Source organism: Weissella viridescens (assembly GCF_001437355.1).
Taxonomy (GTDB): Bacteria; Bacillota; Bacilli; order Lactobacillales; family Lactobacillaceae; genus Weissella; species Weissella viridescens.
This window is the reverse complement of record NZ_JQBM01000001.1, coordinates 37,872-61,518: the sequence shown is the minus strand read 5'-3', so window position 1 is coordinate 61,518 and position 23,647 is coordinate 37,872. Positions and strand designations below refer to the sequence as shown.

Here is a 23,647-nt window from a genome sequence, read left to right as displayed (position 1 = left end):
CAAAAAGCCGAAGAACAATAGACATTATCCTCCGACTTTTAAGTCATCTTTTAATCTAAGAAATCACGTAATTGCTTTGAACGTGATGGGTGGCGTAGCTTACGAAGTGCCTTGGCTTCAATCTGACGGATACGTTCACGCGTCACACCAAATTCTTTACCGACTTCTTCTAGCGTACGTGTACGTCCATCGTCCAATCCAAAACGCAAACGCAAAACTTGTTCTTCACGATCAGTCAATGTATCAAGAACTGATTCAAGTTGTACTTTCAGCATTTCATAGGCAGCTGAATCTGCAGGTGAAATTGCTTCATTATCTTCAATGAAATCACCCAAATGTGAATCATCCTCTTCACCGATTGGTGTTTCCAATGACACAGGTTCTTGAGCAATTTTCAAAATATCACGAACCTTGTCAGTATTGATGTCCATCTCGGCACCAATCTCCTCAGGTGTTGGTTCACGACCTAAATCCTGGAGCAAGTTTCGTTGAATTCGAATCAACTTATTAATCGTCTCGACCATGTGAACTGGAATACGAATTGTACGAGCTTGGTCAGCGATGGCACGTGTAATGGCCTGACGAATCCACCAAGTGGCATAAGTTGAGAACTTGAATCCCTTACGGTAATCGAACTTTTCAACCGCCTTCATCAACCCCATGTTTCCTTCTTGAATCAAATCCAAGAATTGCATTCCACGACCGACATAACGCTTAGCAATTGAAACAACCAAACGTAGGTTGGCTTCAGCCAATTCTTGCTTAGCCTCTTCATCACCTTGTTCAATCCGTTCAGCTAATTCAACTTCTTGATCTCCCGTTAACAACGGTACCCGACCAATTTCCTTTAAGTACATCCGAACAGGATCATTGATTTTCATTCCTGTAGGCGCATCAGCAGCCTGCTTCAATTCCTTTTCAGAAAGTGCAGTCTTACGGTTCTTCAAGGCACGTTCCGTTGGTTCACCATTCTCATCAACGATTGAAATACCAGCAGACTCAATTTCATCGTAGGCCTCATCAATTTGATCTGAATCCATTTCCAAAGGCGTAATTAATTCCTTTTGTAATTGATCCTCTTGAATTTGTTTGTCAGCTTTGTGGGCCTTGATAACCTTTTTGATAGCTTTATCAAAATCTTCTTGTGACATCTCTTTTGCTGTTGTCTTCTTTTTTTCTGCCATCATCGGTCTCCTTGTTCTCTTAATGCTTGTTGCTTACGTAGCAAATTGATGATTTCAACACTTTTTTGTGCGATTTCTGAATCATTATGCATACTTTTCGCTTCGGCCAATTGTTGCGTTAACTTCTTAATCTGTGTTTCTAACGGTTCTTCTTGCATCATTACTTGCATGTAGGCCTTCACATGCTCCCGATCCTCAAATAATTCATCGGGGATATCTTGAATTGCAGCCAGAATCCGAATTAGTTCTGGTTTTTGAACGTAATCCATAAAATCATTAAGGTTATCAATTGTCGTTAATTGATGCGATTCCCGATAGCCAGTTGCCAACATATACAACGTTTCATAGGACACGTCCGAAAATGTAAAATCAGGTTGTTGTGTAACCTCTAACCATACGTCATTATCCCGTAACATCCAAGCTAATAACATCCGCTCAGCTTGCTCCACCCGATTCAAATCATCATCAGGTACCGGAAATGCCGGTGCTTCAGGCAGTTCTACCAACCCATCCACATATGTCGGCGCAGCTTGTTGCGGTACTGGCGTCGATTGACGCGTTGCTTGCCGTTGCATCAACATTGGGCGAATTTGGTCAGTCAAAGCATCAAAACTAATATTAAAATCATCCGACAATTGACGTAAATAATTTTCACGGACAACTGCTTCATCAACCGATGCAATTAAATGCAACGCCTGATCAATATAATCAAACACCTCATTTTGATTCGAAAAGTCCCGGTCTTGGCGAAGAAATCGTAAATTAAACGCAATCGGATTTTCGTGGTGATGAGCCAGCACATCATTGAGTGCCGCCGCATCGTGACTCCGCAAGTATTCGTCCGGATCTTGATTGTCTGGAATATGTGCGACAACCGGTGTCATTTGGCTATTCTGTTGAATTAGGTCAAGAGCTCTTTTTGTCGCATTTTGCCCAGCCGCATCAGAGTCATAGGCAATTGTAATATTTTCAGCTAATCGATTCAATTGTCGAACTTGATCAATCGTTAATGAGGTCCCCATTGAAGCCACACTGTTTTTTACACCAGCTTGGAAAGCCGCAATGACATCCATAAATCCTTCAAACAAAATGACGTCGTGTGACTTTTTAATACTATCCCGTGCTAAATCTAAATTAAAAAGTTCATTTGATTTATCAAATAATAAACTTTCTGGACTATTAACATACTTAGGTTGTGTATCATCAGCACTTAGTCGACGCCCAGAAAAGGCAATCGGATGTCCATATTGATCACGAATGGTGAATAATACACGATCTGAAAATCGATCATGCAGCGTCCCATCGTCCCAGACCACAAACAATTCAGATGTCCGAAGTAATTGATAATCTACTTTCTTATTTTGAAAATAATCGAGTAAAAAATCATTACCTGGTGCGTAGCCTAACATGAAGGCATCAATCGTAGCATCATCTAGCCCACGCTCATGGAGATAGTTAAGTGCTGTTTCACCAGCTTGGGTATTAACCAGTAGATGGTGATATAACTTTGTTGCATCTTGATATAATTCACGTAAGGCCTGCGTTCTTTCGTCAACAGGTTGGGCTGATTCATTGTTAAGATATTTATCATCAATATCAATTCCAGCTAGCGGTGCCACCTTAGCAACCGCTTGTGGAAATGAAACTTGGTCAATATCCATCACAAAACTGAATACATTCCCCCCACGTCCACATGAAAAACAATGAAAAATTTGCTTGTCTTCATTGACTGAAAAAGATGGTGTCCGTTCTTCATGAAACGGACACACCCCAAACAAATTTCGACCTTGTTTTTTTAATGGTACATAAGGTGATATCACATCAACAATATTGACCCGTTCTCTAATCTCAGTTACGACATCCTCTGGGATTCGTGTTGGCATCACCTGCACCTCCAATCACTGAGTGGACACAGTTTCACTCCATATAATTATACTGGTTTTTTAGGAGAATGCAACTTGACTACGCTTTGGTCTGCAACTGTCTTTTGACAAACCAAAAGCATACAACTGAGCCAAGCATCAAAGCTGTTAACAACCACACTCCATATTGTGAACCAAGCATGGTTCCAGTCCCATTTGAATGCGTTGTGACGGTTCTTGAAAAGATTTGGGCAACAATGGCCGTTGCACTTGCTCCAACAAATTGTTGCATGGTATTCAAAATACTATTTCCATCGGCGCTTTGTTCAGGAGGCAATGTACCCAAAGTCACAGTCATGATATTACTATACGCTAACCCTGTTCCTGTCATGAGTAACATGTGCGCCAATAAGAGCGTCCAAAAACTCATCACGGGGAAAAAGACACTCATCAAAACTAACCCAGTTGTTGATAGTGTGATACCACCCAAAATTGGCTTAACAGCGCCAATCTTATCAAGAAGTCGTCCCGAAATTGGTGCTAACACAGCTCCAAGCACTGCTCCAGGGAACATGAACAAACCCGCTTGAGTTGATGTAACATGTAACCCTAATTGTAAGTAGTTTGGTAACACAAACGATAATCCCAATAACATCGCCTGATAAACCAAGAAACTGTATGTGAGCTCATCAAAAGTTTTGTTCCTAAAGACTGCTAAATTGAGCATTTGTCGACGTTTATTACAGTAGTAGAAGCCAACCAAAAAGATCAGACTTAATCCAAAGTATTGCCATGATAGTTGTTCAACCGCAATCAACAACGTGCTTAATCCGACGGTCAAGGTCAAGAAAGCTCCCCAGCTGAATCGCTCTGTGCGAGTAACATGCTCATCTGGAATACTCATTAATCCCATGACCAATGCAAGTAAGATCAGTGGAATCAAGAACCAGAAGATACTACGCCACCCGAGACTACTTAACAAGATTCCACCGTATGTCGGCCCAATCGCAGGTGCAATTGAAGTCGTCATTGTTCCAATCCCCATCATCACACCACGTTTATTCATAGGCGATTTCGTCAAAATAATATGAAACATTAGCGGAAGCGCAATACCGGTTCCAATCCCTTGGAAAATACGTCCCGTTAATAAAATGGTTAACGTTGGTGCCCAAGAATCAAGCATAACTCCTGCTAAAAACAATAAATTAGCCAGAATAAACAATTTTTTAACAGAATAGTTCTTCAATAAAAATGCGGTAACCGGTACGACAACAGCAATCGCAAGCAGGTATCCTGTTGTAACCCACTGGATACCACTCGCATTGGTATTAAACTCTTGCATTAAGTGTGGGAATGTAACATTCATCGATGTCTCAATTAAGACCCCACTAAAACTCATTAAACCGGCTGCAATCACAGCAGCCAAAACATGCCATTCTTTAGTTTTCATCTAACTATTCCTTTAAAATTTTCGACATAATAAAAGACGAAATACCACAAATTGATGTGGTATTTCGCCTCTCTTATCGGTGCGTCTCAGACACACTATCTGTACGAAATAACTTGATTAACAATATCAAATTCTCACCATTTCGTCAAACTTTATTTTGAAAGCTCAGTTACAGCCTGATCAAAAGTTTCAATTGGAATTACTTTCATATCTGGCGCATATTTTTTAGCCGTCTTTTTAGCTAATTGGTAATTAGTTAGCCCTTTTTCTTCATATTTCTTGGTTAAATCGTTTGGTTTGATATAAGGTGCCAAGAAAATTTTTACGCCAGCACGGTTAGCAGCAATTACCTTCTTATCGATACCACCTATTTCACCGACATGACCATCTTTATCAATCGTTCCGGTCCCAGCAATCTTACGACCACGAGCTAAATCAACAGGCGACATGGCATCATACATTTCAAGTGAAAACATCAATCCACCTGATGGTCCGCCTAAGTCACCTAAATCAGCAGTAATCGGAAGTTTCGATTTAACGTCGACATCATCAGTTAGCACGATGCCAATCCCCGATAAATCTTTCGTTCCTGCTAATGGTACCGTTTTACCAGTTGCTTCATAATGTTTTTTATCTCGTTGGTACCCTACCGTTAAGTTTGAACCAACTTTACGGCTACGGATTGTTTTTTGAAAGGCCTTTGCACTATCGTATTTTTGATGATCAATTGAATCAATCGTATCTCCAACCGCCAACTTCTTTTTAAAGTTAGAATCGGGTTGAATCCCCATCACATAAATACCATTAAACTGGCGTTGATACGGAACTTTGGCCGCTTTGTAAGCATTCGCTTTGGCCTCGTTAACAGACGTCTTCATATAGATTTGATTGACCTTTTGATCATCAGCCATATTCTGATTGCCACCAAGTGCCTCTGCCTTGGTTTGAATATCAGCAGCGGGGTCAACAACATTCATCATTAGCGTAATGGCATTTAATGGCACCAAAGCGACAGACGTTAACATGAACTGACCATTCAGTTTTGGCGCTTTTTTATTCACCTTAATGTAATTAGCTAAATTTTCAGCGGAACCGGGCTTTTCTGCATACAGTGGTAAAGGTACAACTAGACCGATAACAAATAGCACAGCCACGGTCGAGAGGATTGTTGTGCGATGCTTTTTAAATGCTACTTTAAATTTTTCCCACATTATCAGCTACCTCATCAATTTCTGTTGCATTGCTTCAGCTACAGGAGTTGGCACAAAGTTAGAAATGTCTCCTCCAGCTTTTGCCACTTCTTTAATCATTGAGCTGGAAAGCATCATGTTTTGTGGTTTGGCAGGCATAAAAATGGTTTCCACACCGCTCAAGGTCACATTCATTTGTGCAATTGGTTCTTCATAGCTGAAATCTTGTGCATTCCGGAGCCCACGGATAATCGTGTCAACCTCATGCGCCTGCGCATAGTCTGCTGTTAAACCAGTTATAGCGACGACTGACACATTGGATTTCGAAGCGATACTTGCTTGAACGAGTGCCTCACGTTCTGCCAACGTAAACATACCCGTTTTACTCGTGTTATTTGCTACCCCGATAATAATTTCATCAAATAAATTACCAGCACGTTCAATAATATCAACATGCCCATTCGTAATAGGGTCGAAACTTCCTGGAAATAGTGCTTTTGTCATGACTTAACCTTCGTATTCATAAATCGTAATCACCGTAATTCCGTAATCACGTTCTTTTACCTGCTTAAAGCCTGAAATAGCTTCTGGTAAATCAGCATTTTGGTCCGTTTCGGCAACTAACACAGCATTTTTAGCAACCAATCCGTGTTCAATCAATTGCGCAACATCATTCACGATGGTTTGTTTTGCATATGGCGGATCAAAATAGAATACATCAAAAGGCGCACTTCCTTGTAAACGCGAAATCGCACTTTCAGCTGATGTTTTCATGACCTGAAAATGTTCAGGTTCTTTGGTCACTGCAATGTTAGCATTGATTGTTTTAATCGCAGCATATTGACGATCAACCAAAACGGCCTCGTCTATTCCTCGTGACACGCCTTCAATCGATAGTCCGCCTGATCCCGCATATAAGTCGAGGGAACGTCCACCATCAAAATATGGACCAATCATATTAAATATCGCTTCTTTTACTTTATCTGTGGTTGGACGAGTTGCGTCACCTGGGACAGCTTTTAGCGAACGTCCACCATATTTTCCACTTACAATTCGCATTATAATTCCTCTTCTTGCGCCACATCATCGAAAACATCATCGCTATCGACGGCAAAGTCAATTTCATCCATGCTTTGTTGTCCGCCCACTGTTGTATCAATTTCTGGCCAATGTGAAAGTTCAACATGATCAACAAACCCTAAACGTTCAATCAACTTCTTCTTGGTCTCTACATCACCCTCATCAACATAAACTGAAGCAAACTTCATTTTATTTGAAATATAATTAACAATGCCGAATCGACGTAATTGACGAGCCTGACGCATATTCTTTAAATAAACAATCAATGCTCGGCGTTTTGTTGGTTCAAAACTCATTGCACATCCTACCTTTCGCGATCGGCTTCTAAACGTAACCGACCAATAATATTCAAAACAAATCCCATCATAATTCCCCAAGCCAATAGTGATGATCCACCATATGAAATCCAAGGGAAAGTCACACCTGTAATTGGTAGCAATCCTGTTACACCACCTAAGTTAATTAGCACTTGAACCATAATGAACATCGCAGCTCCATATAAGATTAAACAGAACTCCATGTTTCGCGTGCGCGTACCATACATGACAATCCGCCACACCATGATACCAATGACAATCAAAACGAGGATAATTGAAATAGCTCCCAACTCTTCGCCCACAACAGCCATGATGAAGTCGGTATTTGGCTCTGGTAAAAAGCCAAGCTTTTGAATACTATTTCCTAAGCCTCGACCAAATATTCCGCCATTACTGATTGCATAATATGAGTTAATGAGTTGGTGTCCACTATCTCCGGCACTCCATGGATTCACAAAAGCTTCAAACCGTTGTAACTGATATGGCATGAAGTTCAGATGTTGCAGATAAGGAATTAGAATAGGCATAATCACAAGAACTGTGATAATTAACACAACAACTATGCAGAGCCAAACCGCAGGAACACCTGCTGCCAAAAACATGACTCCGGCAATTGCTAAAAGAATTCCAAATCCACCAACATCGGGCATTGTCAAATCTAGTAACATCCCAATGACTGGTAATAACGTAATGTGCCAATTTAATAACATCGGTGTTAATTGACGTCCTGGTCCGGCCTTATATTTTAAAACGTCACTAAATTTCATGGCTAGCCATAAAATCATCGCAATTTTAAAATATTCAACTGGCTGAAATCCAAAGCCAAAAAAGTATAACCAGCCACGAGCACCACTCGTTACCGGACCAAAGAAACGGGTATATGCTAGTATAACAACTAATCCAATCATCACATATTTAACTGCCCGTCGATAACTTCTTTTTTGCCAAGGAATCCCAATTGCAAAAAGAAATAACAAAATAACAATTGATAGAATTGCAAAGATACTTTGTTTAACAAAGAAGCTTGTGGCTGAGCCAGTCGCCATGTTAGTACTTGATGTAAAAACCATCGCAGTTCCAAAAATCATTAGCCCAACAATGGAACAAAAAATCCAAGGATCTAAGTATTTAAATTTAATTCTCATAGCTTGAAAAAAAGCTTGAAATCCATTCATTTGTTTTGGCTGACGCTTTGAATCATTAACTTGCATAAAGCATCACTCCTTTATATTTAATCGTAACTCTTATTTTATCATACTTCATAATCGACAACTGGTCTGCTTCATGCATTCGCATAAATTTTCAAATAAAAAAAAGCATTTACTCAAAATTGAGTAAATACTTTACTTTTAATGACTTTAAATTAACCTTGTTGTGCTGTCTTACGACGCTTAGCAGCCTTTTCACGTTCTGCTGTATTCAAGATTTGCTTACGAATACGAACGTGTTCTGGTGTAACTTCGGCCAATTCGTCTTCAGCCAAGAATTCAAGTGATTCTTCAAGCGTCATATCACGTGGCGTCTTGATTGAAGCAGTTTGGTCCTTGTTAGAAGAACGCACGTTAGTTTGGTTCTTTGCCTTAGTAACGTTAACAGAGATATCGTTATCACGAGAGTTCATTCCCACAACCATACCTTCATAAACTTCATCACCAGGATGTACGAACATTGTTCCACGATCTTCAACACCCATAATCGCATATGCAGTTGTTGGGCCTTGGTTGATTGAAACAAGTGTTCCGTTACGACGTCCTGGGTTCCAGTTCTTAACGATTGGTTGGTATTCAGAGAATGTGTGGTTATAGATACCATATCCACGTGTCAATGACATAAATTCAGTTGAGTAACCAATCAAACCACGTGAAGGAACAGAGAATTCCAAACGAGTGGTACCAGTACCAGTAGGTTCCATGTTGATCATGTCACCCTTACGGTTTGACAATGATTCGATAACAGAACCTGAGTATTCGTCAGGTGTGTCAATTTGAACAGTTTCATAAGGTTCTGAATCAACACCATCAATGTTCTTGAAGATAACTTCAGGACGTGAAACTTGAAGTTCGTAACCTTCACGACGCATTGTTTCAATCAAGATTGAAAGGTGCAATTCACCACGACCAGAAACTAACCATGCACCAGCTTCATCTGTATCTTCAATACGCAATGAAACGTCAGTATGCAATTCGCGACGTAGACGGTCTTCGATTTGACGAGCCGTAACAAACTTACCTTCGCGACCAGCAAATGGAGAGTTGTTAATACGGAATGTCATTTGCAAAGTTGGTTCGTCGATACGAAGAACTGGCAAAGCTTCAGGACTGTCTGGACTAACAACTGTTTCACCAACAGAAATTTCTTCCATACCTGAAATGGCAATCAAATCACCAGCCTTGGCAGAATCGATTTCGATACGATCCAATCCCATGTAACCAAACAACTTTGTAACACGGAAGTTACTCTTTGTACCATCAAGCTTCATAACAGTAACGTTGTCCCCAAGGGCAATCTTACCATTGAAGACGCGTCCGATACCAATACGACCTAAGAAGTCGTTATAGTCCAACAAAGCAACTTGGAATTGCAATGGTTGGTCTGAAGTATCTTCAGGAGCTGGAATGTATTCAAAGATATCCTTAAAGATAGGATCCATTGTGTGCTCTTGTGTTGATAAATCAGGATCTGAAGAAGAAGTTCCGTTCATAGCTGATGCATAAACAACTGGGAAGTCCAATTGGTCTTCATCAGCACCTAATTCGATAAATAGGTCAAGCACTTCGTCAACAACTTCTGTAGGACGAGCACCTGGACGGTCAACCTTGTTAACAACCACGATTGGTGTCAACTTTTGTTCAAAGGCCTTCTTCAACACAAAACGTGTTTGTGGCATTGTACCTTCAAAGGCATCAACAACCAAAAGCACACCATCAACCATCCCCATGATACGTTCAACTTCACCACCGAAGTCCGCGTGTCCTGGTGTGTCCAAGATGTTAATCTTCTTATCACCAATTTCAACGGCCGTATTCTTTGAAAGGATTGTGATTCCACGTTCCTTTTCAATATCGTTGGTATCCATTGCACGATCACCAAGTTCAGTGCGTGCATCAAGTGTATCTGATTGCTTCAAAAGCTCGTTCACCAAAGTTGTCTTACCATGGTCAACGTGGGCAATGATTGCAATATTACGTAAGTTTTCACGTTTTGCCAAAATTCTATTCTCCTTAAATGTTATCCATCATTTCACGATTAAATCATTCTCATCATTTAACCGGACGATATTCATAAATGAATATCTGTGCCTGACTAGACACCGTTTGTTTGTTTCTCAATTCTCATGATTTCCTCATGAGCACTGGGAGTTGAAACTACTACTGAATTTGATATTAACATATTCAGCGCGTTGCCGTCAATATTACTTGTCGACAATCCCAACGTTTTAGCTAAGGCAACCCCTGGCGCATAATCCCAAGGTTTCATTTTACTGATATAACCGATAGCGCGCCCTTGTAGAACGTGCATATATGAAATCCCAGCTGAACCATAAACACGAAAACCTAACGCTGTCTGCGCAATTTCTGGTAGACACATTTGATTACTCAAAAGTCGTGCCCCTGAAACAACTATAAGCCCAGCTGCCAAACCCCTATTTTCAAACTTTGACAGCCGTTGCTCATTTTCAAACACTCCTAGGGTTGGTCCACCATGAATAACCTCGTTCTGGATAACATCCATAATCCAAGCACACACCGGTTCCCCATCGTGATATAGCGCCAACATCGTCGCAAATTCTGCCCGTTGTTCGACGAAGTTTAACGTACCATCAATCGGATCAATAAACCATACATCACCATCCATGGACTCGACATGATCGCCATAACCCTCTTCGCTAATAATGTGTGCGTTCGGCATTAAATGTTGAATCTTTTGGACGTAAAACTGTTCGATTGACCGATCAACATTGGTCACCAAATCCCGTGCATTCGTCTTTTCGCTCACTTGCAATGGAATTTGCATGGCGTTGAGAATTTGTTCACGTGCTTCATCCAGCCAGACTAATACGCACGCATCCAACTGTTTTGGTGTGAGTGACATTAGCGGTCCTCTCTAAACATCCATTTTTAAGCGCGGACGTTCTGTACTACGCGCCGCTTGTTTTAAGCGCGGACGTTCTGTACTACGCGCCGCTTGCATCACCCGGTAAATGGAATAGTCGCTTGCTTGTGAAAACTCACGATCTAATTGTTTTTCTTCTGATTTACTTGGTACCACGGTCTTGAAGTCTCGATATGCAGCTAATAATTCATCACGTTCAACGCCAACTTCATAGGCGTTTGCAACAGCATCATATAAACGACTCGCTTTAACAATATCGTCAGTGGACCACCCTTCCAAGAAGGGATAATTAAAATTTTTATCAGCCATGTTTTTCCCTTAATTAAATGTAGCGAGTGCCATCATGCTCAAGCCATGGTTCACTCTTATTAATGTGGTCGTAATAAAGCGTTCCGTGTAGGTGGTCAATTTCATGTTGGAATACGTCGGCTGGGTATCCCTGTAATTTAATCTCCTGTTGCTCGCCAGCTTCATCTTGATACTTCACAGTAATACGGTAAGCTCGCTCAACAAAGCCAGCTTGATCTTCATCGACAGATAAACATCCCTCACCGCCGGCTAGGGCTTGCTGCTTAACTGATTGGCGTGTAATGACAGGATTATAAATCGTTCCCTTAAAGAAATAAGTTTTCTCATCATCCTCATGCCCATCAACATCTTCGTTACGAATCAAAATTGAGGCATATTGCTTTGAAACGCCAACTTGTGGTGCAGCTAAACCAACACCAGGACGAAGTCCATATTTTTCATTTTCCTTTTCATCTTGACTGATAATCAGATATTCCATCATATCTTTAGTCACTTGTTGGTCCTCACTTGAAAGTGGAAAATCAACTTTTGCCGCTTGCTTTCTAAGTACAGAGTCACCATCCCGCACAACTTGGTCCATTCGATACATAGGTTATTCACTCCTCCATGTCATAATTTTATTATGAAAATAGTATAGCATTAATTGGTTTGGTTGAGGCGTCTTAAATCATGTAAATATGCAACAGTTTCTGCATTAACGACGTGGGTAACATCAACATGCAATGTCGTTCCGGCTTGGTTAAACCAGATGTCAGTCACCACAAAGACTGGTTCTGATTGGTCATATGATTCTAATTGATGACTCGTAGCATATGCCTGCAGCCCGTTGTTGAGTTTTCGCCTTAACACATCGGCATTTAATTTTCGTTCAACTGGCAAAATAAATTCAAATGCCATGACTTCGTGCCCCCATATGTTGGCAACCAATGTTGAACGAAATGGCTTACTGTCTTCAATAATGCCCAAACTTGGATCTAGGTGTTTGACAACTGAATTCATCGCCGCATTAACACACTGTTGCGATTCAATGATTTGTTGCTCAGTTAGTTTTCGACCAGTTCGTCGAAAAATCGTCAACAGAATTAAAATCACAACTACGGTCGCGCCAATAATAAAGATTTTCATAGCTTCCCCTTCGCCATTTACCAATTTTAGAACACATCACTTCACTATTAAGTATGCCATAAAATCATAAATGACGGTTAAATTTAACAGCGTTAGCCCTTAAAAAATTCAAGCTATTGGGAGACACTAGTTTTATCAACCAAATTCTGATATTATATTAAATAAGACTATACGGAAAAATAGATTTATTAAAGGAGTTTTTTATGATTTTCAAAGTATATTACCAAGAATCAAAGCAACGTAATCCAAAGCGTGAGGATACTCACTCACTTTACCTAGATGTTCCTGACCAACCAACTGCGCGTCGCGAAGTCGAAAAAAACACAGATTACAATGTCGAACAAATTGAACAACTTTCAGAAAAGGCACTTGCTTACGAGCAACAAAGTCCCGATTTCAAGTTGACGGAGTTTTAATTTATGAGCAATATGGAGCTAAACATTAACCCTGATGAAGCAGCGGTTTATGCTCTGGGTGGCTTAGGTGAAATCGGAAAGAACACTTACGGCATTCAATATGGTGACGAGATCGTTATCATTGATGCCGGTGTTAAATTTCCTGAAGATGAGTTGTTAGGAATTGACTATGTTATTCCTGACTACACATATATCCAGGAAAATCGCGATAAGATTAAAGCCTTAGTTATTACCCATGGGCATGAAGATCACATTGGGGCGATTCATTTCTTCTTAGATGCCGTGAATGTTCCAGTGTACGCTGGTCCTCTTGCAATGGCATTAATTAAAAATAAACTTGAAGAACACAACCAATTAAAAACAACTGAACTGCATGAGATTGATGAAGATACCGTCCTAACTTTTGACAAGTTGAGTGTCGAATTCTTCCGTACGACCCACTCAATTCCAGACACTTATGGAGTTGCTGTTCACACACCGGTTGGTACAATTGTTGAAACTGGTGACTTTAAGTTTGACTTCACCCCTACTACGAACCAGCCACCTAACCTACAAAAGATGGCCCGTATCGGTTCAGAAGGCGTCCTACTATTGATGTCTGATTCTACCAACGCGGAACGTGCTGAATTTACAAAATCAGAGCGGTGGGTTGGAAAGACAATTGACAAGTTGTTCGATGAAATTAACGGTCGCATTATATTTGCAACTTTCGCCTCAAATATGTCTCGTGTCCAAATGGCAACAGAAGCTGCCTTAGCACACGGACGTAAGATTGCAGTTTTCGGACGTTCAATGGAAAGCGCGGTAACTAATGGACTTGCGCTCGGATATCTCGATATTCCAGAAGAAATGTTAATTGATGCGCACGAAGTCAATAAATTGCCACCTGAAAAAGTACTCATTTTATGTACCGGATCACAAGGTGAACCGATGGCTGCCCTCGCCCGAATTGCTAATGGTACCCATAAGCAAATTAAGATTCAACCAAACGATACAGTCATTTTCTCTAGTTCACCAATTCCTGGAAACACAGCCTCAGTTGATCGTGTTATCAATGAATTGGAAGAAGCTGGAGCAAATGTTATTCACGGTAAGGTCAATAACATTCACGCTTCAGGTCACGGTGGCCAGGAAGAACAAAAGTTAATGCTTTCATTGATTAAGCCAAAGTACTTCATGCCCGTCCACGGTGAATATCGTATGCTTAAGGTCCATGAAGGTTTAGCACATGATATCGGTGTTCCTAAAGATAACACTTTCATTCTCGACAATGGTGACGTCCTTGCTCTAACTGAAGACTCTGCTCGTATCGCGGACCACTTCCCTGCTGAGGATACTTATGTTGATGGAAATGGTATCGGTGATGTCGGAGCTGCTGTTCTGCGCGATCGAAAGCTGCTTTCAGAAGATGGACTAGTTGTTGTTGTTGCAACAATTGATTTGAATAATAAAGAAATTACAGCCGGACCAGATATTCTATCACGTGGCTTTATCTACATGCGTGAGTCAGAAGATTTGATTAATGAAGGTCGTAAAGAAATTTTCCATACCATTTTAATGGCAATGCGTGAACCAAATGCCAGTGAACACAGCATTCGAAATGCCGTGGTATCTCACTTGCAACGTTTCTTATACGATAAGACAAAACGTCGCCCACTCATTTTACCAATTTTCATTATGGTATAAAAAAAAGCTCAAAGTCATATTGACTTTGAGTTTTTTTATTAGGATAGCTGTTGTATTAATTCTTTATAAGTCTGTACTGTCGCTGTTGGCTGTGGCGTTTCTGGAGCTGGGGTTTGTGTAAAGTTGACCCAAATGGTATCGATTCCAAAATTAGTCCCACCTTGGATATCCGATGCCAGTCCATCACCAATCATCACCGTGTTGTTTTTAGTCATTTCAGGATTTTCGTTAAAAATTTGTGTGTAAAAACCTGGATCTGGTTTCGCCACACCCATTTCATCTGAAATATAAACTTGTTCAAAATAGCTGTCGAAACCAGTATGTTCTAATCGAAGATGTTGGGTTTGCGCTTCACCATTGGTCCCGGCGATTAAATGATACCCTGATTGCTTTAAATGCGCTAAAAACGCTTCCGCCCCATCTATGATTCGATAATTATGATTAAGTTCTTCACGATATTGGCGTTCAAATGCACTACCATCGCCTGCCACCCCTAGAGATACAAGCAGCTTATCGAATCGCGTTTGATGAATTGTTTGTTTGGAAATTTCGCCCTTCTCGAACGCAGACCACAGTTCCCAATTAATTCGTGTATACTCATTGAATGCTTTTTCTTGAAGCACCGTGTCAAAGCCTTGTTTTGCGAAGACATTTTTTAATCCCGCAATTTCGCCACCCTTAAAATCTAATAAAGTATCATCCAAATCAAAAATTAAATATTGATATCGCATCATTCTTCCTCACTTTTTCCATTACCTTGCATGATAACACAAAAGGCAGACCATTTCAGGTCTGCCTTTTTGATTAATCTTATGAACTTTGTTTAGACTTATTAAACATTCGCCATGGACTGAAGAACAGACCCAGCACATCATTTCCAAGGTACAACAAGTAAGTTGCGAATAAGACCCAATTGGCGTCACCTTGTTGCGCTGTGATAAACCACAATAACACGGAAGTAATTCCTTGAATTGACCACATCACATATTGCGAAGAATATTTACCAAGCATTAGTGCCGCACCGGTGAAGCCGATTGCAGCGGAAAACGCATCAATGAATGGACGTGGTGAAATAAAGACTTGCGTATCAATCCAAAATAGGAATGAATACATCACGATAAACGTACCCAACAAAATTAACCAGCCAGTTCGATCCATCTTGCGGATCTTACGCGCATTCCAAGCACTTCCAAATAGAATAACTGGAATATCTAATGCAAGGACGTACCCCACTTGCATAAAAATATCCGCGTTATTATTTGCATGCCAAGCTACATATGAGATTAGAATGGCTGAAACAAATCCTAATACCCCATTCAATCGTTTATTATTTGTAATTGCTAAAGTACATGTGAAACCGATGGCACCCCCCAGTACCGAAATTAATGTCATGGTTGAAAAACCATGCATAAATCCTGTCCCGATAATTACCGACAAACCAACTAATAACCAAATATACGACTTCTTTGACCATCCTGAAAAACCTTCACGATAGTACTGCCACGTAAAAATGTCATGTACATTTTGCTTAATGTTGGCCCAACTCAACCAATGTGTCTGTCCAGATTCTGTCATGCATATAACCCTCATCTTCCCATTTATGATAAAAACACTATTAGCTAGTTTACGCTTATTAAAACGTTTTTGCATGATGCTTTTTTAAGAATAAGTCGTTTTTTTCTCACAAAAAAAGTAGAAGCACCATTCCTATGCGTTCAGGTGATTCTACTAAATCGATTTAATAAAATGTTGGCTTTGAGAACTTTTCTGAACCTGGTTCATAAATCCCAATTGATTCATTTTGATATGCTTGTGCACCATCTGCAATTTGCTCAGTAATGAAGGCACTCACGGCCTCACGTGTCACTTGCACCCCTGGCAATGGTTCACCAGGTTTTGTGATCACAAAGCTTAGTTCTGTTGCATCATCATACAACCACGTCATACGTAGATAAGTGACGTTTAAATCACTATTCATCAAAGTCTTATATCCGGCTTTCAGAGCTGGTAGTTCTCCACCAATCATAGATTCGTTCCATTCGCCGAAAGCACCGGGAACTTCATCATCTACACCTAAAACGCCAGTCACAATTAAACGCGATACGCCAGCTTCATGCATCGCTGTAATAATTTCTTCCGCCAATTCAGCATGTGGTGCTACAGCTAAAACAACAATGTCTTGCCCCTTAAGTGCATCCGAAACTAGCTTTGTATCAGTCAAATCCGTCGAAACAAATGTCTCACGATCATCATCATGAATCTTTAAACGTTGTTCAGCTGAACGCGCTACAAGCGTAACGTTCGCATCCGTTTGATTAATTAAATTGGCTCTTACAAGTTTACCAATTCGTCCAGCAGCAGCTAAAATTGCAATATTTGTCATAATGTTCCTCCATCTAATCTGTCTTATCCAGTTGTCGCTTTTAAAGACGAGTTGCCTGCTTGTTCTTAGCATTCAAGTTTAAGACCAATCGTACTTCGTCACTTCTAACTCAAAAAGCTTACTATTCCGCTCAAATGCCTCAAACTTAGTTTAAAAGACCGGTTGCTTGTAAAGTTAATTTTACAGCAATTAAAATACCCAACGTGAGGAGTAAGTAAACAATCACTAAATAACGGTCGTGATCGCGCGCACCACGATAGATACCCAGTCCGCATAATATTAAAAAAAGCATATTTGCACCAATGACAACGATATAAACGGTTTGAATACTCAAATGCATGGGCTTACTCCTTCCCAATCAGTCGGATTGGTTTCCACTATTGTACAACGGATTCTGCAATCATGCAAAATCTTGGCAACCTGCACACCTGCATGCTAATACCAAAAATATTCATTTCAGCAAAAAAATAATGGTGTTTCTCATTTCGATATAGTAATATATAAAGTATATTTTAGTTTTATCAATTTTATTTTAGGAGTATTGATTATTATGGAAAACAATTCAATTAACGAAGTCCCTGAAGCAGTTAAAGGTTGGAATTGGGGAGCCTTCATGTTCAACATGTTCTGGGGACTTGGAAACAAGTCATACTTACCTTTGCTTGTTCTACTACCAATCCCTGTTTTCGGTTTCATCTGGGCCATCTTCTGTGGAGCCTTAGGAAATGGTTGGGCTTGGAAGAAGAGCGGTTTCCAAAACACACCTGAAGATATTGCAACATTTAAGCAAATCCAAGATACTTGGAACCGTGCCGGACTTTGGATGTTTATCATTGTCATTGCCTCAATTATTGTCACTTTAATTTTTGTTGGTATTCTTGGCGCAATTGCTGCCAACCAATCTTATTAAAAATAATTCGTCTATCTTAACTAGATAGACGTTTTTTTGTACAAAAAAACAACGCTTATTCCATCAATAAACGTTGTTGTATCAGCTTTAAGCCTTGTCAGACCAGTGTTCTTGTTCGAAACGCTTACGAGGTGCCTCTTGAATGGCATCACGCAATGGATTCTTTTTGTAAAAATCTTGATGATAATCTTCTGCTGGCCAAAACGGCTTAGCATCCTCAATTTGCGTCACAATCTTCTTACCATTAAAACGATCAGATGCTTGTAACTCAGCTTTCGAAGCTTCCGCAATCTTACGTTGTTCTGGCGAATTAACGAAAATCACGGGACGATATGAATCTCCACGATCTTGGAATTGACCACCTGCATCAGTTGGGTCAGTAACTTGCCAATAGATATTAACAAGCTCTTCGTATGAAATAACATCTGGATCAAAGGTGATTTCAACCGCCTCAGTGTGCCCCGTTGTATGTGAGCAAACTTGCTCGTAAGTTGGATGATCCGTATGACCTCCAGTATATCCTGAAACGACTTTTTTAATACCTGGTAATGTATCAAATGGACGAACCATACACCAGAAACATCCACCTGCGAAAATTGCTGTATCTTCTGCCATAATTTCACTCTCCTCCAATTACTCTGCGTACTTACCCCATGCTGGTTGTTCAGCATTACCATACAAATCCTTCATATGCTTAACTGTCTTTTCAGTTTGGTAAGCCTTCACGACATCCTGATATGCTTGCTTGTTTTCTGAACCCTTGCGTGTCGCAATTAAATTAAAGTAGCCTTTATGTGCTTGATCAACGGATTCGACGTAAAGCGCCTTATCCACGTTAAGCTTTGCATCAAGGGCATAGTTTGTGTTGATCACAGCTGCATCCACACTCTTAAGGGTGCTGACAGATTGATCAGATTGCACTTCTTTAATCTTAATGTTCTTTGGATTATCAGTAACATCCTTCGCACCTGGAAGTTTAACACTATGGTTATATTTTAACAACCCCGCCTTTTCTAACAAATCAAGTGCGCGTTGGGCATTCGATGGATCATTTGGGATTGAAATCGTCGCACCCTTAGGTAAATCACCTAGCTTTTTAAACTTATCTGAATATAGTCGAATAGGTGTCACATACGTTTTTCCAATATCCAACAACTTACCATTATAGTTTTTATTCTGTGTTTCAAAATAATTCACCGTTTGGAACGCATTCAAGTCAATATCACCGTCCGCCAAGGCCTTATTAGGTTGGACATAGTCGGTAAATGTCTTTAATTTCACATCGACATTATAGTCCTTTTTGGCATCCTTTTTCACATATTCCCATAACTCACGGTCAGAATCACCAACAATTCCGACTGTAACAGTTTTTGATTCGACCTTATCATGTTGCTTAATGGCATAAAATCCACCTGCGACAACTGCAACTAATCCAATACCAATAACCCACTTAACACCTTTATTCATATCATACTCCTCCATAAAAAAAAGCCCCTATAATTTATGTCTCATAAATTATAGAAGCGGCTAATAGACCGTGTTACCATTCTAAATTTCATCGAGTCAGTCACCTAACTCGACCTTACTATGTATTAACGCAGCGAAATGAGGCCTTATCAATACACCTAGTCAGTTAACGTTGACGACTCCGTCATTGATTTATAGTCTTGCCACTCATCAATGCCAATCACGAACCATTTTCACCATTAATTTAGAATGTTTCACACCGACCAACATCTCTCTGAACAAAATTAAATTGCTACTCTTTCGATCACTTTGTTTATCATATTTTAATCTAATTCCAATCTAAAGTCAATAAAAAAAGAACAAGAAATAATTTTCTTGTTCTTTTAAGTCAGTTTTACTTAGCGAACCAAGCATCAACCTTCTTTGGATTCTCTTTAATCCACTTATCAGCAGCTTGTTGCGGCGTCTTTCCCGCTTGAATATCAAGCATAACCTTTTCCATGTCATCCTTGTCCCATTGGAACTTCTTCAAAACACGGTATACATCAGGCTTATCTTGCTTAAGACCCTTACGAGCCATCGTGGTAATATTTTCTGAACTACCCATTGTTCCCTTAGGATCCTTTAGGTACTTCAAATCATACTTTTGGAACATCCAATGTGGTGACCATCCAGTAATAATAATTGGCTTCTTAGCACTATATGCTTTTTGCAAAGCAGTTGTCATGGCCCCAGTTGATGACGTTTGCACCTTCCAACCGTTTAAGTTGGTATAATCCTTAACAGTCTTTTCAGCAGCTGCGGTAACACCGGCACCTGGTTCAATTCCTGTAATTGTCTTATTGGCTTGTCCATCAAGGTCAGTAATACTATTAACATTTGTCATATACTTAGGAACAACTAAACCAAGACGTGCGCCCTTCAAGTTAGCTCCCAAGAAATCAATTTGCTTATGATACTTGTCATATTGCGCCTTGTGGGTATTTGGTAACCAAGCTGAAATTGATGCATCGGCTTGACCTTGGGCAACTGATTGCCACATAACCGCATTATCCAAAGGTGTAATCTTAACATTGTAACCATGATCACGCATCGCTTCTGCTAACACATTTGTTGAAGCAACTTCTGAGTCCCATTCAACATAAACAATGTTAACACTTGCTTGTTCTTTTTGGTGAGCTTGCACAGCGGCGAAACCAGTTCCACCAATCAAAGCAATTGTGGTAATCCAACCAACCCACTTCTTCCAATTCTTGAAACGACCCGTAGGCTTGTTTGCAAGTTTTTGGATAGGGTCAACGTTAAGGTATTCAGTAAAGCGATCAATGATGATGGCCAAAATAACCAAACCAAGACCGTTAACAAATCCATTACCAACATCGGCGTGTTGCAAAGCAGATAGGACACCTTGTCCAAGACCAGGTGCTCCAACCATTGAAGCAATCACAACCATTGACAAAGCCAACATAATTGTTTGGTTCACACCAGCTAAAATGCTTGGCTTTGAGATTGGTAATTCGACCTTAACCAACTTTTGCCATGGTGTTGAACCGTATGAATCTGCGGCTTCTTCCATTTCCTTTGGCACTTGACGAATTCCCAAGTTCGTAAAACGAACAGTTGGTGGTAATGAGAAAATCAATGATGCAAAGACACCAGGCACAACACCAATTCCGAAGAATGCAACCGCTGGAATCAAGTAAACGAATCCAGGCATTGTTTGCATAAAGTCAAGAATTGGTTGTACAACCTTAGCAACACGATCAGACTTTGACATCCAAATTCCAAGCGGAATACCAATCAAAATTGAAATCACACTTGATACCAGAACCAAAGTGGTCGTCTGCATCAAATCATTCCACAATCCTTGGTTCCACAAAAGTAATAAACCAAGGAAGGTAATTAATGGGAATCCCCACTTCTTACCACTTACAATAATGGCATAGATGGTCAAGGCAACAATCAATAGTAGCGGTGGCACCGCAGTAAAGACGTTCGTTAACGCATCCATAGCATGTTGACCACCAGTTTGGATTGCATTGAAGAATCCAGCCCAGTTTTTAGTCATCCAATCAACAAGTGATTGCACCCATCCAGCTAATGGGATTTTGGCAACTGCGAACATTCTACTCTACCTCCATGTCTGTTGTATCAGCAAGTGCTTCAAGAACACGGCCACGGATAAGTACACCTACCAAGCGGTTGTCGTCATCAACAACAGCTAATGGTGCTGGTGAATCATAGATGACAGACACGACATCTGAAAGTAACGTGTCTTTATGCACTGTTGTCATCTGGGTCAGTGCTGCATCCAATGCTGAACCGTTTTCACGAGCCTTAACAGCATTTTCAGCCGTCAAGAAGCCCTTAACGTGACGATCACGATCAACCGCAACCAAACCACTAACTTCTTCAGCACGCATTTTCTTCAATGCAACGTTTGGACCATCATTATCAATGTTCGTGGTAATTGGTGGCACCATGATGTTTTCGGCCGTCAAAACCTTAGAACGATCAATATCTTCAGTAAAGGCACGTACATAATCATTAGCTGGGTGCGTCAAGATATCCTCACCCGTTCCGATTTGTACAATTTCCCCATCCTTCATAATGGCAATTCGATCACCGATACGCAAAGCTTCGTTAAGATCGTGCGAAATGAAAATAATGGTTTGCCCTTGCTTGGCTTGCAATTCAATCAATTCGTCTTGCATGTCGCGACGAATCAATGGGTCTAACGCTGAGAAAGCTTCATCCATCAATAAGATTTCAGGATTATTAGCTAACGCACGTGCCAAACCAACACGTTGTTGCATTCCACCAGACAACTGACTTGGATATTGGTCCTTAAATGCCAAAAGATTTGCGTTCTTCAAAGCCTTTTCAGCTTTTTCACGACGCTCCGCCTTAGGCATACCCTGAACTTCAAGCCCATACTCCGTATTTTCCAAAACAGTTCGTTGCGGGAACAAACCAAAATTTTGGAACACCATGCTCATCTTCTTACGACGAACATCACGAAGTTGCTTCTTATCCATCTTTGAGATATCTTCACCGTCCAAATAAATTGAACCAGTCGTTGGTTCAATCAAACGGTTAAGCAAACGAATCAAAGTTGACTTTCCTGAACCAGAAAGTCCCATGATAACGAAGATTTCACCTTCATTAACTTCTAAGTTGGCATCATAAACACCAACCGTTGCACCAGTTTTTTCCAAAATATCGGTTTTTGGTGCATGTTCTTGCATCATCTCTGTTACTTGTTTAACATGCTTACCGAAAATTTTGGTCAAGTGCTCTAACTTTACCTTAGCCATAATTTCCTCCTACTACTTCACTTTTTTAAGTGACACAGGCGTAGTGACAACTTATATTAAACCATAGAGTTGGCAGTAAGTCAATTATGCACCAGAATAGGCTTTTAACCATTTACATTTAAATTTTTTAATCATATAATCAAATCATTAGAAGAATTCATATGACTCGGGAGCTCGAACATGACCACAGCAACAAAACAACCCCGTTACCGGCAAATTGCCCTTGATATCGCTGAAAACATCGCACACAACCAAATTAAAGTTGGTGACAAGATTCATGCCCGTTCGAAATTAGCCACTAAGTACGGCGTTTCTGCCGAAACGGCCCATCGCGCCATTAACGTGCTAGCAGACATGGGTATTGTTCAATCGCAACATGGCACAGGCGCTACCATCATCTCGCAAGAAAAAGCAATTGATTTTATTGAAGTGGAACAAGCTAGTTCTAATTTGAAAACGATTAAAAACGATATGGTTGATACGATCGCAGTCCAACAACAAGAATTAGATCGACTTTCTAATCTACTCAAAACATTTCTTGAAAAAACACAAAACTATCAGCAAGCAGGACCGCTCTTACCGTTTGAACTGCCTCTAAACGAAGACTCAGATAAATATGGATTATCACTCCATGACTTGAATTTCTGGCATCAAACTGGCGTCACGCTCGTTGGAATTGATCACGACGACAAACTGATTATTTCACCTGGCCCCTATATGACCTTTGAAAAAGGCGATACGATTTACTTTGTTGGCCCTGAAGACTCAGTTGCCAAAGTTTCACAATTCTTGTTTAACCACTAAAAAAGACTACCCAGTTGGGTAGTCTTTTTTGTTT

The 23,647-nt window shown here is 40.3% G+C and carries 25 protein-coding genes and 1 other annotated feature; of the genes, 4 read left to right on the top strand and 21 right to left on the bottom strand.

Annotated elements, in window-relative coordinates:
* Positions 1–50: 50 nt before the first annotated feature.
* The 13 genes from rpoD to IV50_RS00240 all read right to left on the bottom strand — a co-directional run bounded on the left by rpoD (position 51) and on the right by IV50_RS00240 (position 12,630).
* A complete protein-coding gene (gene rpoD, locus IV50_RS00300; RefSeq protein WP_057743420.1) occupies positions 51–1,184 on the bottom strand; it encodes an RNA polymerase sigma factor RpoD in 1,134 nt (377 codons plus the stop codon).
* Positions 1,184–3,067, bottom strand: coding sequence for a DNA primase (dnaG, locus tag IV50_RS00295; protein ID WP_057743417.1), 1,884 nt, complete (start codon positions 3,065–3,067; stop codon positions 1,184–1,186). Before dnaG ends, rpoD begins: the two co-directional genes overlap by 1 nt.
* Positions 3,068–3,146: 79 nt before the next feature.
* On the bottom strand, positions 3,147–4,496 hold the full coding sequence (locus IV50_RS00290; RefSeq protein ID WP_057743415.1) for an MDR family MFS transporter: 1,350 nt from the start codon (positions 4,494–4,496) through the stop codon (positions 3,147–3,149).
* Positions 4,497–4,648: 152 nt separating this feature from the next.
* The gene (locus IV50_RS00285; protein WP_057743412.1) at positions 4,649–5,707 is read right to left on the bottom strand and encodes a SepM family pheromone-processing serine protease; all 1,059 of its coding nucleotides are present in this window, start codon (positions 5,705–5,707) and stop codon (positions 4,649–4,651) included.
* A 6-nt stretch (positions 5,708–5,713) separates the two neighbouring features.
* Positions 5,714–6,190, bottom strand: a complete 477-nt coding sequence (gene coaD / locus IV50_RS00280) for a pantetheine-phosphate adenylyltransferase (RefSeq protein WP_057743410.1) — start codon at positions 6,188–6,190, stop codon at positions 5,714–5,716.
* Between the two features lie 3 nt (positions 6,191–6,193).
* Positions 6,194–6,745 (bottom strand): 16S rRNA (guanine(966)-N(2))-methyltransferase RsmD, encoded by a 552-nt coding sequence (rsmD, locus tag IV50_RS00275; RefSeq protein WP_057743409.1) that lies wholly within the window; start codon positions 6,743–6,745, stop codon positions 6,194–6,196.
* The gene (locus tag IV50_RS00270) at positions 6,745–7,062 is read right to left on the bottom strand and encodes a YlbG family protein (RefSeq protein ID WP_057743406.1); all 318 of its coding nucleotides are present in this window, start codon (positions 7,060–7,062) and stop codon (positions 6,745–6,747) included. The genes rsmD and IV50_RS00270 overlap by 1 nt, the downstream gene beginning before the upstream one ends.
* A gap of 8 nt (positions 7,063–7,070) precedes the next feature.
* Positions 7,071–8,294, bottom strand: a complete 1,224-nt coding sequence (locus IV50_RS00265) for an FtsW/RodA/SpoVE family cell cycle protein (RefSeq protein WP_057743403.1) — start codon at positions 8,292–8,294, stop codon at positions 7,071–7,073.
* Positions 8,295–8,446: 152 nt separating this feature from the next.
* Positions 8,447–10,291: a translational GTPase TypA gene (gene typA / locus IV50_RS00260; RefSeq protein ID WP_057743401.1), complete on the bottom strand. Its 1,845-nt coding sequence runs from the start codon at positions 10,289–10,291 to the stop codon at positions 8,447–8,449.
* 95 nt (positions 10,292–10,386) lie between these two features.
* On the bottom strand, positions 10,387–11,175 hold the full coding sequence (locus IV50_RS00255; protein ID WP_057743398.1) for an inositol monophosphatase family protein: 789 nt from the start codon (positions 11,173–11,175) through the stop codon (positions 10,387–10,389).
* A 12-nt stretch (positions 11,176–11,187) separates the two neighbouring features.
* On the bottom strand, positions 11,188–11,505 hold the full coding sequence (locus IV50_RS00250) for a UPF0223 family protein (RefSeq protein WP_057743394.1): 318 nt from the start codon (positions 11,503–11,505) through the stop codon (positions 11,188–11,190).
* 13 nt (positions 11,506–11,518) lie between these two features.
* Positions 11,519–12,094, bottom strand: coding sequence for a peptide deformylase (def, locus tag IV50_RS00245; protein ID WP_057743391.1), 576 nt, complete (start codon positions 12,092–12,094; stop codon positions 11,519–11,521).
* A gap of 50 nt (positions 12,095–12,144) precedes the next feature.
* Entirely contained in the window at positions 12,145–12,630 is a 486-nt protein-coding gene (locus tag IV50_RS00240; protein WP_057743388.1) for a hypothetical protein, read from the bottom strand.
* Positions 12,631–12,833: 203 nt separating this feature from the next.
* Here IV50_RS00240 and IV50_RS00235 point away from each other — a divergent pair, with 203 nt between their 5' ends.
* Positions 12,834–13,046, top strand: coding sequence for a DNA-directed RNA polymerase subunit epsilon (locus tag IV50_RS00235; RefSeq protein ID WP_057743385.1), 213 nt, complete (start codon positions 12,834–12,836; stop codon positions 13,044–13,046).
* Between the two features lie 3 nt (positions 13,047–13,049).
* The gene (gene rnjA / locus IV50_RS00230; protein ID WP_181405886.1) at positions 13,050–14,732 is read left to right on the top strand and encodes a ribonuclease J1; all 1,683 of its coding nucleotides are present in this window, start codon (positions 13,050–13,052) and stop codon (positions 14,730–14,732) included.
* 38 nt (positions 14,733–14,770) lie between these two features.
* Here the strand turns inward: rnjA and IV50_RS00225 are convergent, their stop codons facing one another.
* From IV50_RS00225 to IV50_RS00210, 4 genes are all read right to left on the bottom strand, one after another.
* Positions 14,771–15,463 carry a YjjG family noncanonical pyrimidine nucleotidase gene (locus IV50_RS00225; RefSeq protein ID WP_057743382.1) on the bottom strand — a complete coding sequence of 231 codons (693 nt, stop codon included), beginning with the start codon at positions 15,461–15,463 and terminating at the stop codon, positions 14,771–14,773.
* 79 nt (positions 15,464–15,542) lie between these two features.
* Complete coding sequence (gene pnuC, locus IV50_RS00220; protein ID WP_057743378.1) at positions 15,543–16,307, bottom strand: nicotinamide riboside transporter PnuC; 765 nt, start codon at positions 16,305–16,307, stop codon at positions 15,543–15,545.
* A gap of 163 nt (positions 16,308–16,470) precedes the next feature.
* Positions 16,471–17,115: an NAD(P)H-binding protein gene (locus IV50_RS00215; RefSeq protein WP_057743376.1), complete on the bottom strand. Its 645-nt coding sequence runs from the start codon at positions 17,113–17,115 to the stop codon at positions 16,471–16,473.
* 145 nt (positions 17,116–17,260) lie between these two features.
* The gene (locus IV50_RS00210) at positions 17,261–17,455 is read right to left on the bottom strand and encodes a hypothetical protein (protein ID WP_057743373.1); all 195 of its coding nucleotides are present in this window, start codon (positions 17,453–17,455) and stop codon (positions 17,261–17,263) included.
* Positions 17,456–17,665: 210 nt separating this feature from the next.
* Between IV50_RS00210 and IV50_RS00205 the strand changes: the two genes are divergently transcribed.
* Complete coding sequence (locus IV50_RS00205; RefSeq protein ID WP_057743371.1) at positions 17,666–18,025, top strand: hypothetical protein; 360 nt, start codon at positions 17,666–17,668, stop codon at positions 18,023–18,025.
* Positions 18,026–18,112: 87 nt separating this feature from the next.
* Here the strand turns inward: IV50_RS00205 and msrA are convergent, their stop codons facing one another.
* From msrA to IV50_RS00185, 4 genes are all read right to left on the bottom strand, one after another.
* Entirely contained in the window at positions 18,113–18,640 is a 528-nt protein-coding gene (gene msrA, locus IV50_RS00200) for a peptide-methionine (S)-S-oxide reductase MsrA (protein ID WP_057743368.1), read from the bottom strand.
* Between the two features lie 18 nt (positions 18,641–18,658).
* On the bottom strand, positions 18,659–19,492 hold the full coding sequence (locus IV50_RS00195; protein ID WP_057743366.1) for a MetQ/NlpA family ABC transporter substrate-binding protein: 834 nt from the start codon (positions 19,490–19,492) through the stop codon (positions 18,659–18,661).
* 49 nt (positions 19,493–19,541) lie between these two features.
* Positions 19,542–19,809, bottom strand: a binding site (T-box leader).
* 77 nt (positions 19,810–19,886) lie between these two features.
* Positions 19,887–21,617: an ABC transporter permease/substrate binding protein gene (locus IV50_RS00190; RefSeq protein WP_057743363.1), complete on the bottom strand. Its 1,731-nt coding sequence runs from the start codon at positions 21,615–21,617 to the stop codon at positions 19,887–19,889.
* Between the two features lies 1 nt (position 21,618).
* Positions 21,619–22,809, bottom strand: coding sequence for a quaternary amine ABC transporter ATP-binding protein (locus IV50_RS00185; protein ID WP_057743359.1), 1,191 nt, complete (start codon positions 22,807–22,809; stop codon positions 21,619–21,621).
* Between the two features lie 180 nt (positions 22,810–22,989).
* On the opposite strand from IV50_RS00185, the gene IV50_RS00180 reads away from it, so the two are divergent.
* Positions 22,990–23,613: a GntR family transcriptional regulator gene (locus IV50_RS00180; protein ID WP_057743356.1), complete on the top strand. Its 624-nt coding sequence runs from the start codon at positions 22,990–22,992 to the stop codon at positions 23,611–23,613.
* Positions 23,614–23,647 lie beyond the last annotated feature (34 nt).

Coding starts and splice junctions, on each gene's coding strand:
- IV50_RS00250 (WP_057743394.1), bottom strand. CDS start 11,505: ATGGCTGATAAAAATTTTAATTATCCCTTCTTGGAAGGGTGGTCCACT.
- IV50_RS00195 (WP_057743366.1), bottom strand. CDS start 19,492: ATGAATAAAGGTGTTAAGTGGGTTATTGGTATTGGATTAGTTGCAGTT.
- IV50_RS00205 (WP_057743371.1), top strand. CDS start 17,666: ATGGAAAACAATTCAATTAACGAAGTCCCTGAAGCAGTTAAAGGTTGG.
- IV50_RS00185 (WP_057743359.1), bottom strand. CDS start 22,809: ATGGCTAAGGTAAAGTTAGAGCACTTGACCAAAATTTTCGGTAAGCAT.
- IV50_RS00210 (WP_057743373.1), bottom strand. CDS start 17,455: ATGCATTTGAGTATTCAAACCGTTTATATCGTTGTCATTGGTGCAAAT.
- msrA (WP_057743368.1), bottom strand. CDS start 18,640: ATGGCAGAAGATACAGCAATTTTCGCAGGTGGATGTTTCTGGTGTATG.
- IV50_RS00190 (WP_057743363.1), bottom strand. CDS start 21,617: ATGTTCGCAGTTGCCAAAATCCCATTAGCTGGATGGGTGCAATCACTT.
- IV50_RS00225 (WP_057743382.1), bottom strand. CDS start 15,463: ATGCGATATCAATATTTAATTTTTGATTTGGATGATACTTTATTAGAT.
- IV50_RS00215 (WP_057743376.1), bottom strand. CDS start 17,115: ATGACAAATATTGCAATTTTAGCTGCTGCTGGACGAATTGGTAAACTT.
- pnuC (WP_057743378.1), bottom strand. CDS start 16,307: ATGACAGAATCTGGACAGACACATTGGTTGAGTTGGGCCAACATTAAG.
- dnaG (WP_057743417.1), bottom strand. CDS start 3,067: ATGCCAACACGAATCCCAGAGGATGTCGTAACTGAGATTAGAGAACGG.
- IV50_RS00255 (WP_057743398.1), bottom strand. CDS start 11,175: ATGTCACTCACACCAAAACAGTTGGATGCGTGCGTATTAGTCTGGCTG.
- coaD (WP_057743410.1), bottom strand. CDS start 6,190: ATGACAAAAGCACTATTTCCAGGAAGTTTCGACCCTATTACGAATGGG.
- def (WP_057743391.1), bottom strand. CDS start 12,094: ATGTATCGAATGGACCAAGTTGTGCGGGATGGTGACTCTGTACTTAGA.
- IV50_RS00285 (WP_057743412.1), bottom strand. CDS start 5,707: ATGTGGGAAAAATTTAAAGTAGCATTTAAAAAGCATCGCACAACAATC.
- IV50_RS00265 (WP_057743403.1), bottom strand. CDS start 8,294: ATGCAAGTTAATGATTCAAAGCGTCAGCCAAAACAAATGAATGGATTT.
- IV50_RS00240 (WP_057743388.1), bottom strand. CDS start 12,630: ATGAAAATCTTTATTATTGGCGCGACCGTAGTTGTGATTTTAATTCTG.
- rnjA (WP_181405886.1), top strand. CDS start 13,050: ATGAGCAATATGGAGCTAAACATTAACCCTGATGAAGCAGCGGTTTAT.
- IV50_RS00235 (WP_057743385.1), top strand. CDS start 12,834: ATGATTTTCAAAGTATATTACCAAGAATCAAAGCAACGTAATCCAAAG.
- IV50_RS00270 (WP_057743406.1), bottom strand. CDS start 7,062: ATGAGTTTTGAACCAACAAAACGCCGAGCATTGATTGTTTATTTAAAG.
- IV50_RS00180 (WP_057743356.1), top strand. CDS start 22,990: ATGACCACAGCAACAAAACAACCCCGTTACCGGCAAATTGCCCTTGAT.
- rpoD (WP_057743420.1), bottom strand. CDS start 1,184: ATGGCAGAAAAAAAGAAGACAACAGCAAAAGAGATGTCACAAGAAGAT.
- rsmD (WP_057743409.1), bottom strand. CDS start 6,745: ATGCGAATTGTAAGTGGAAAATATGGTGGACGTTCGCTAAAAGCTGTC.
- IV50_RS00290 (WP_057743415.1), bottom strand. CDS start 4,496: ATGAAAACTAAAGAATGGCATGTTTTGGCTGCTGTGATTGCAGCCGGT.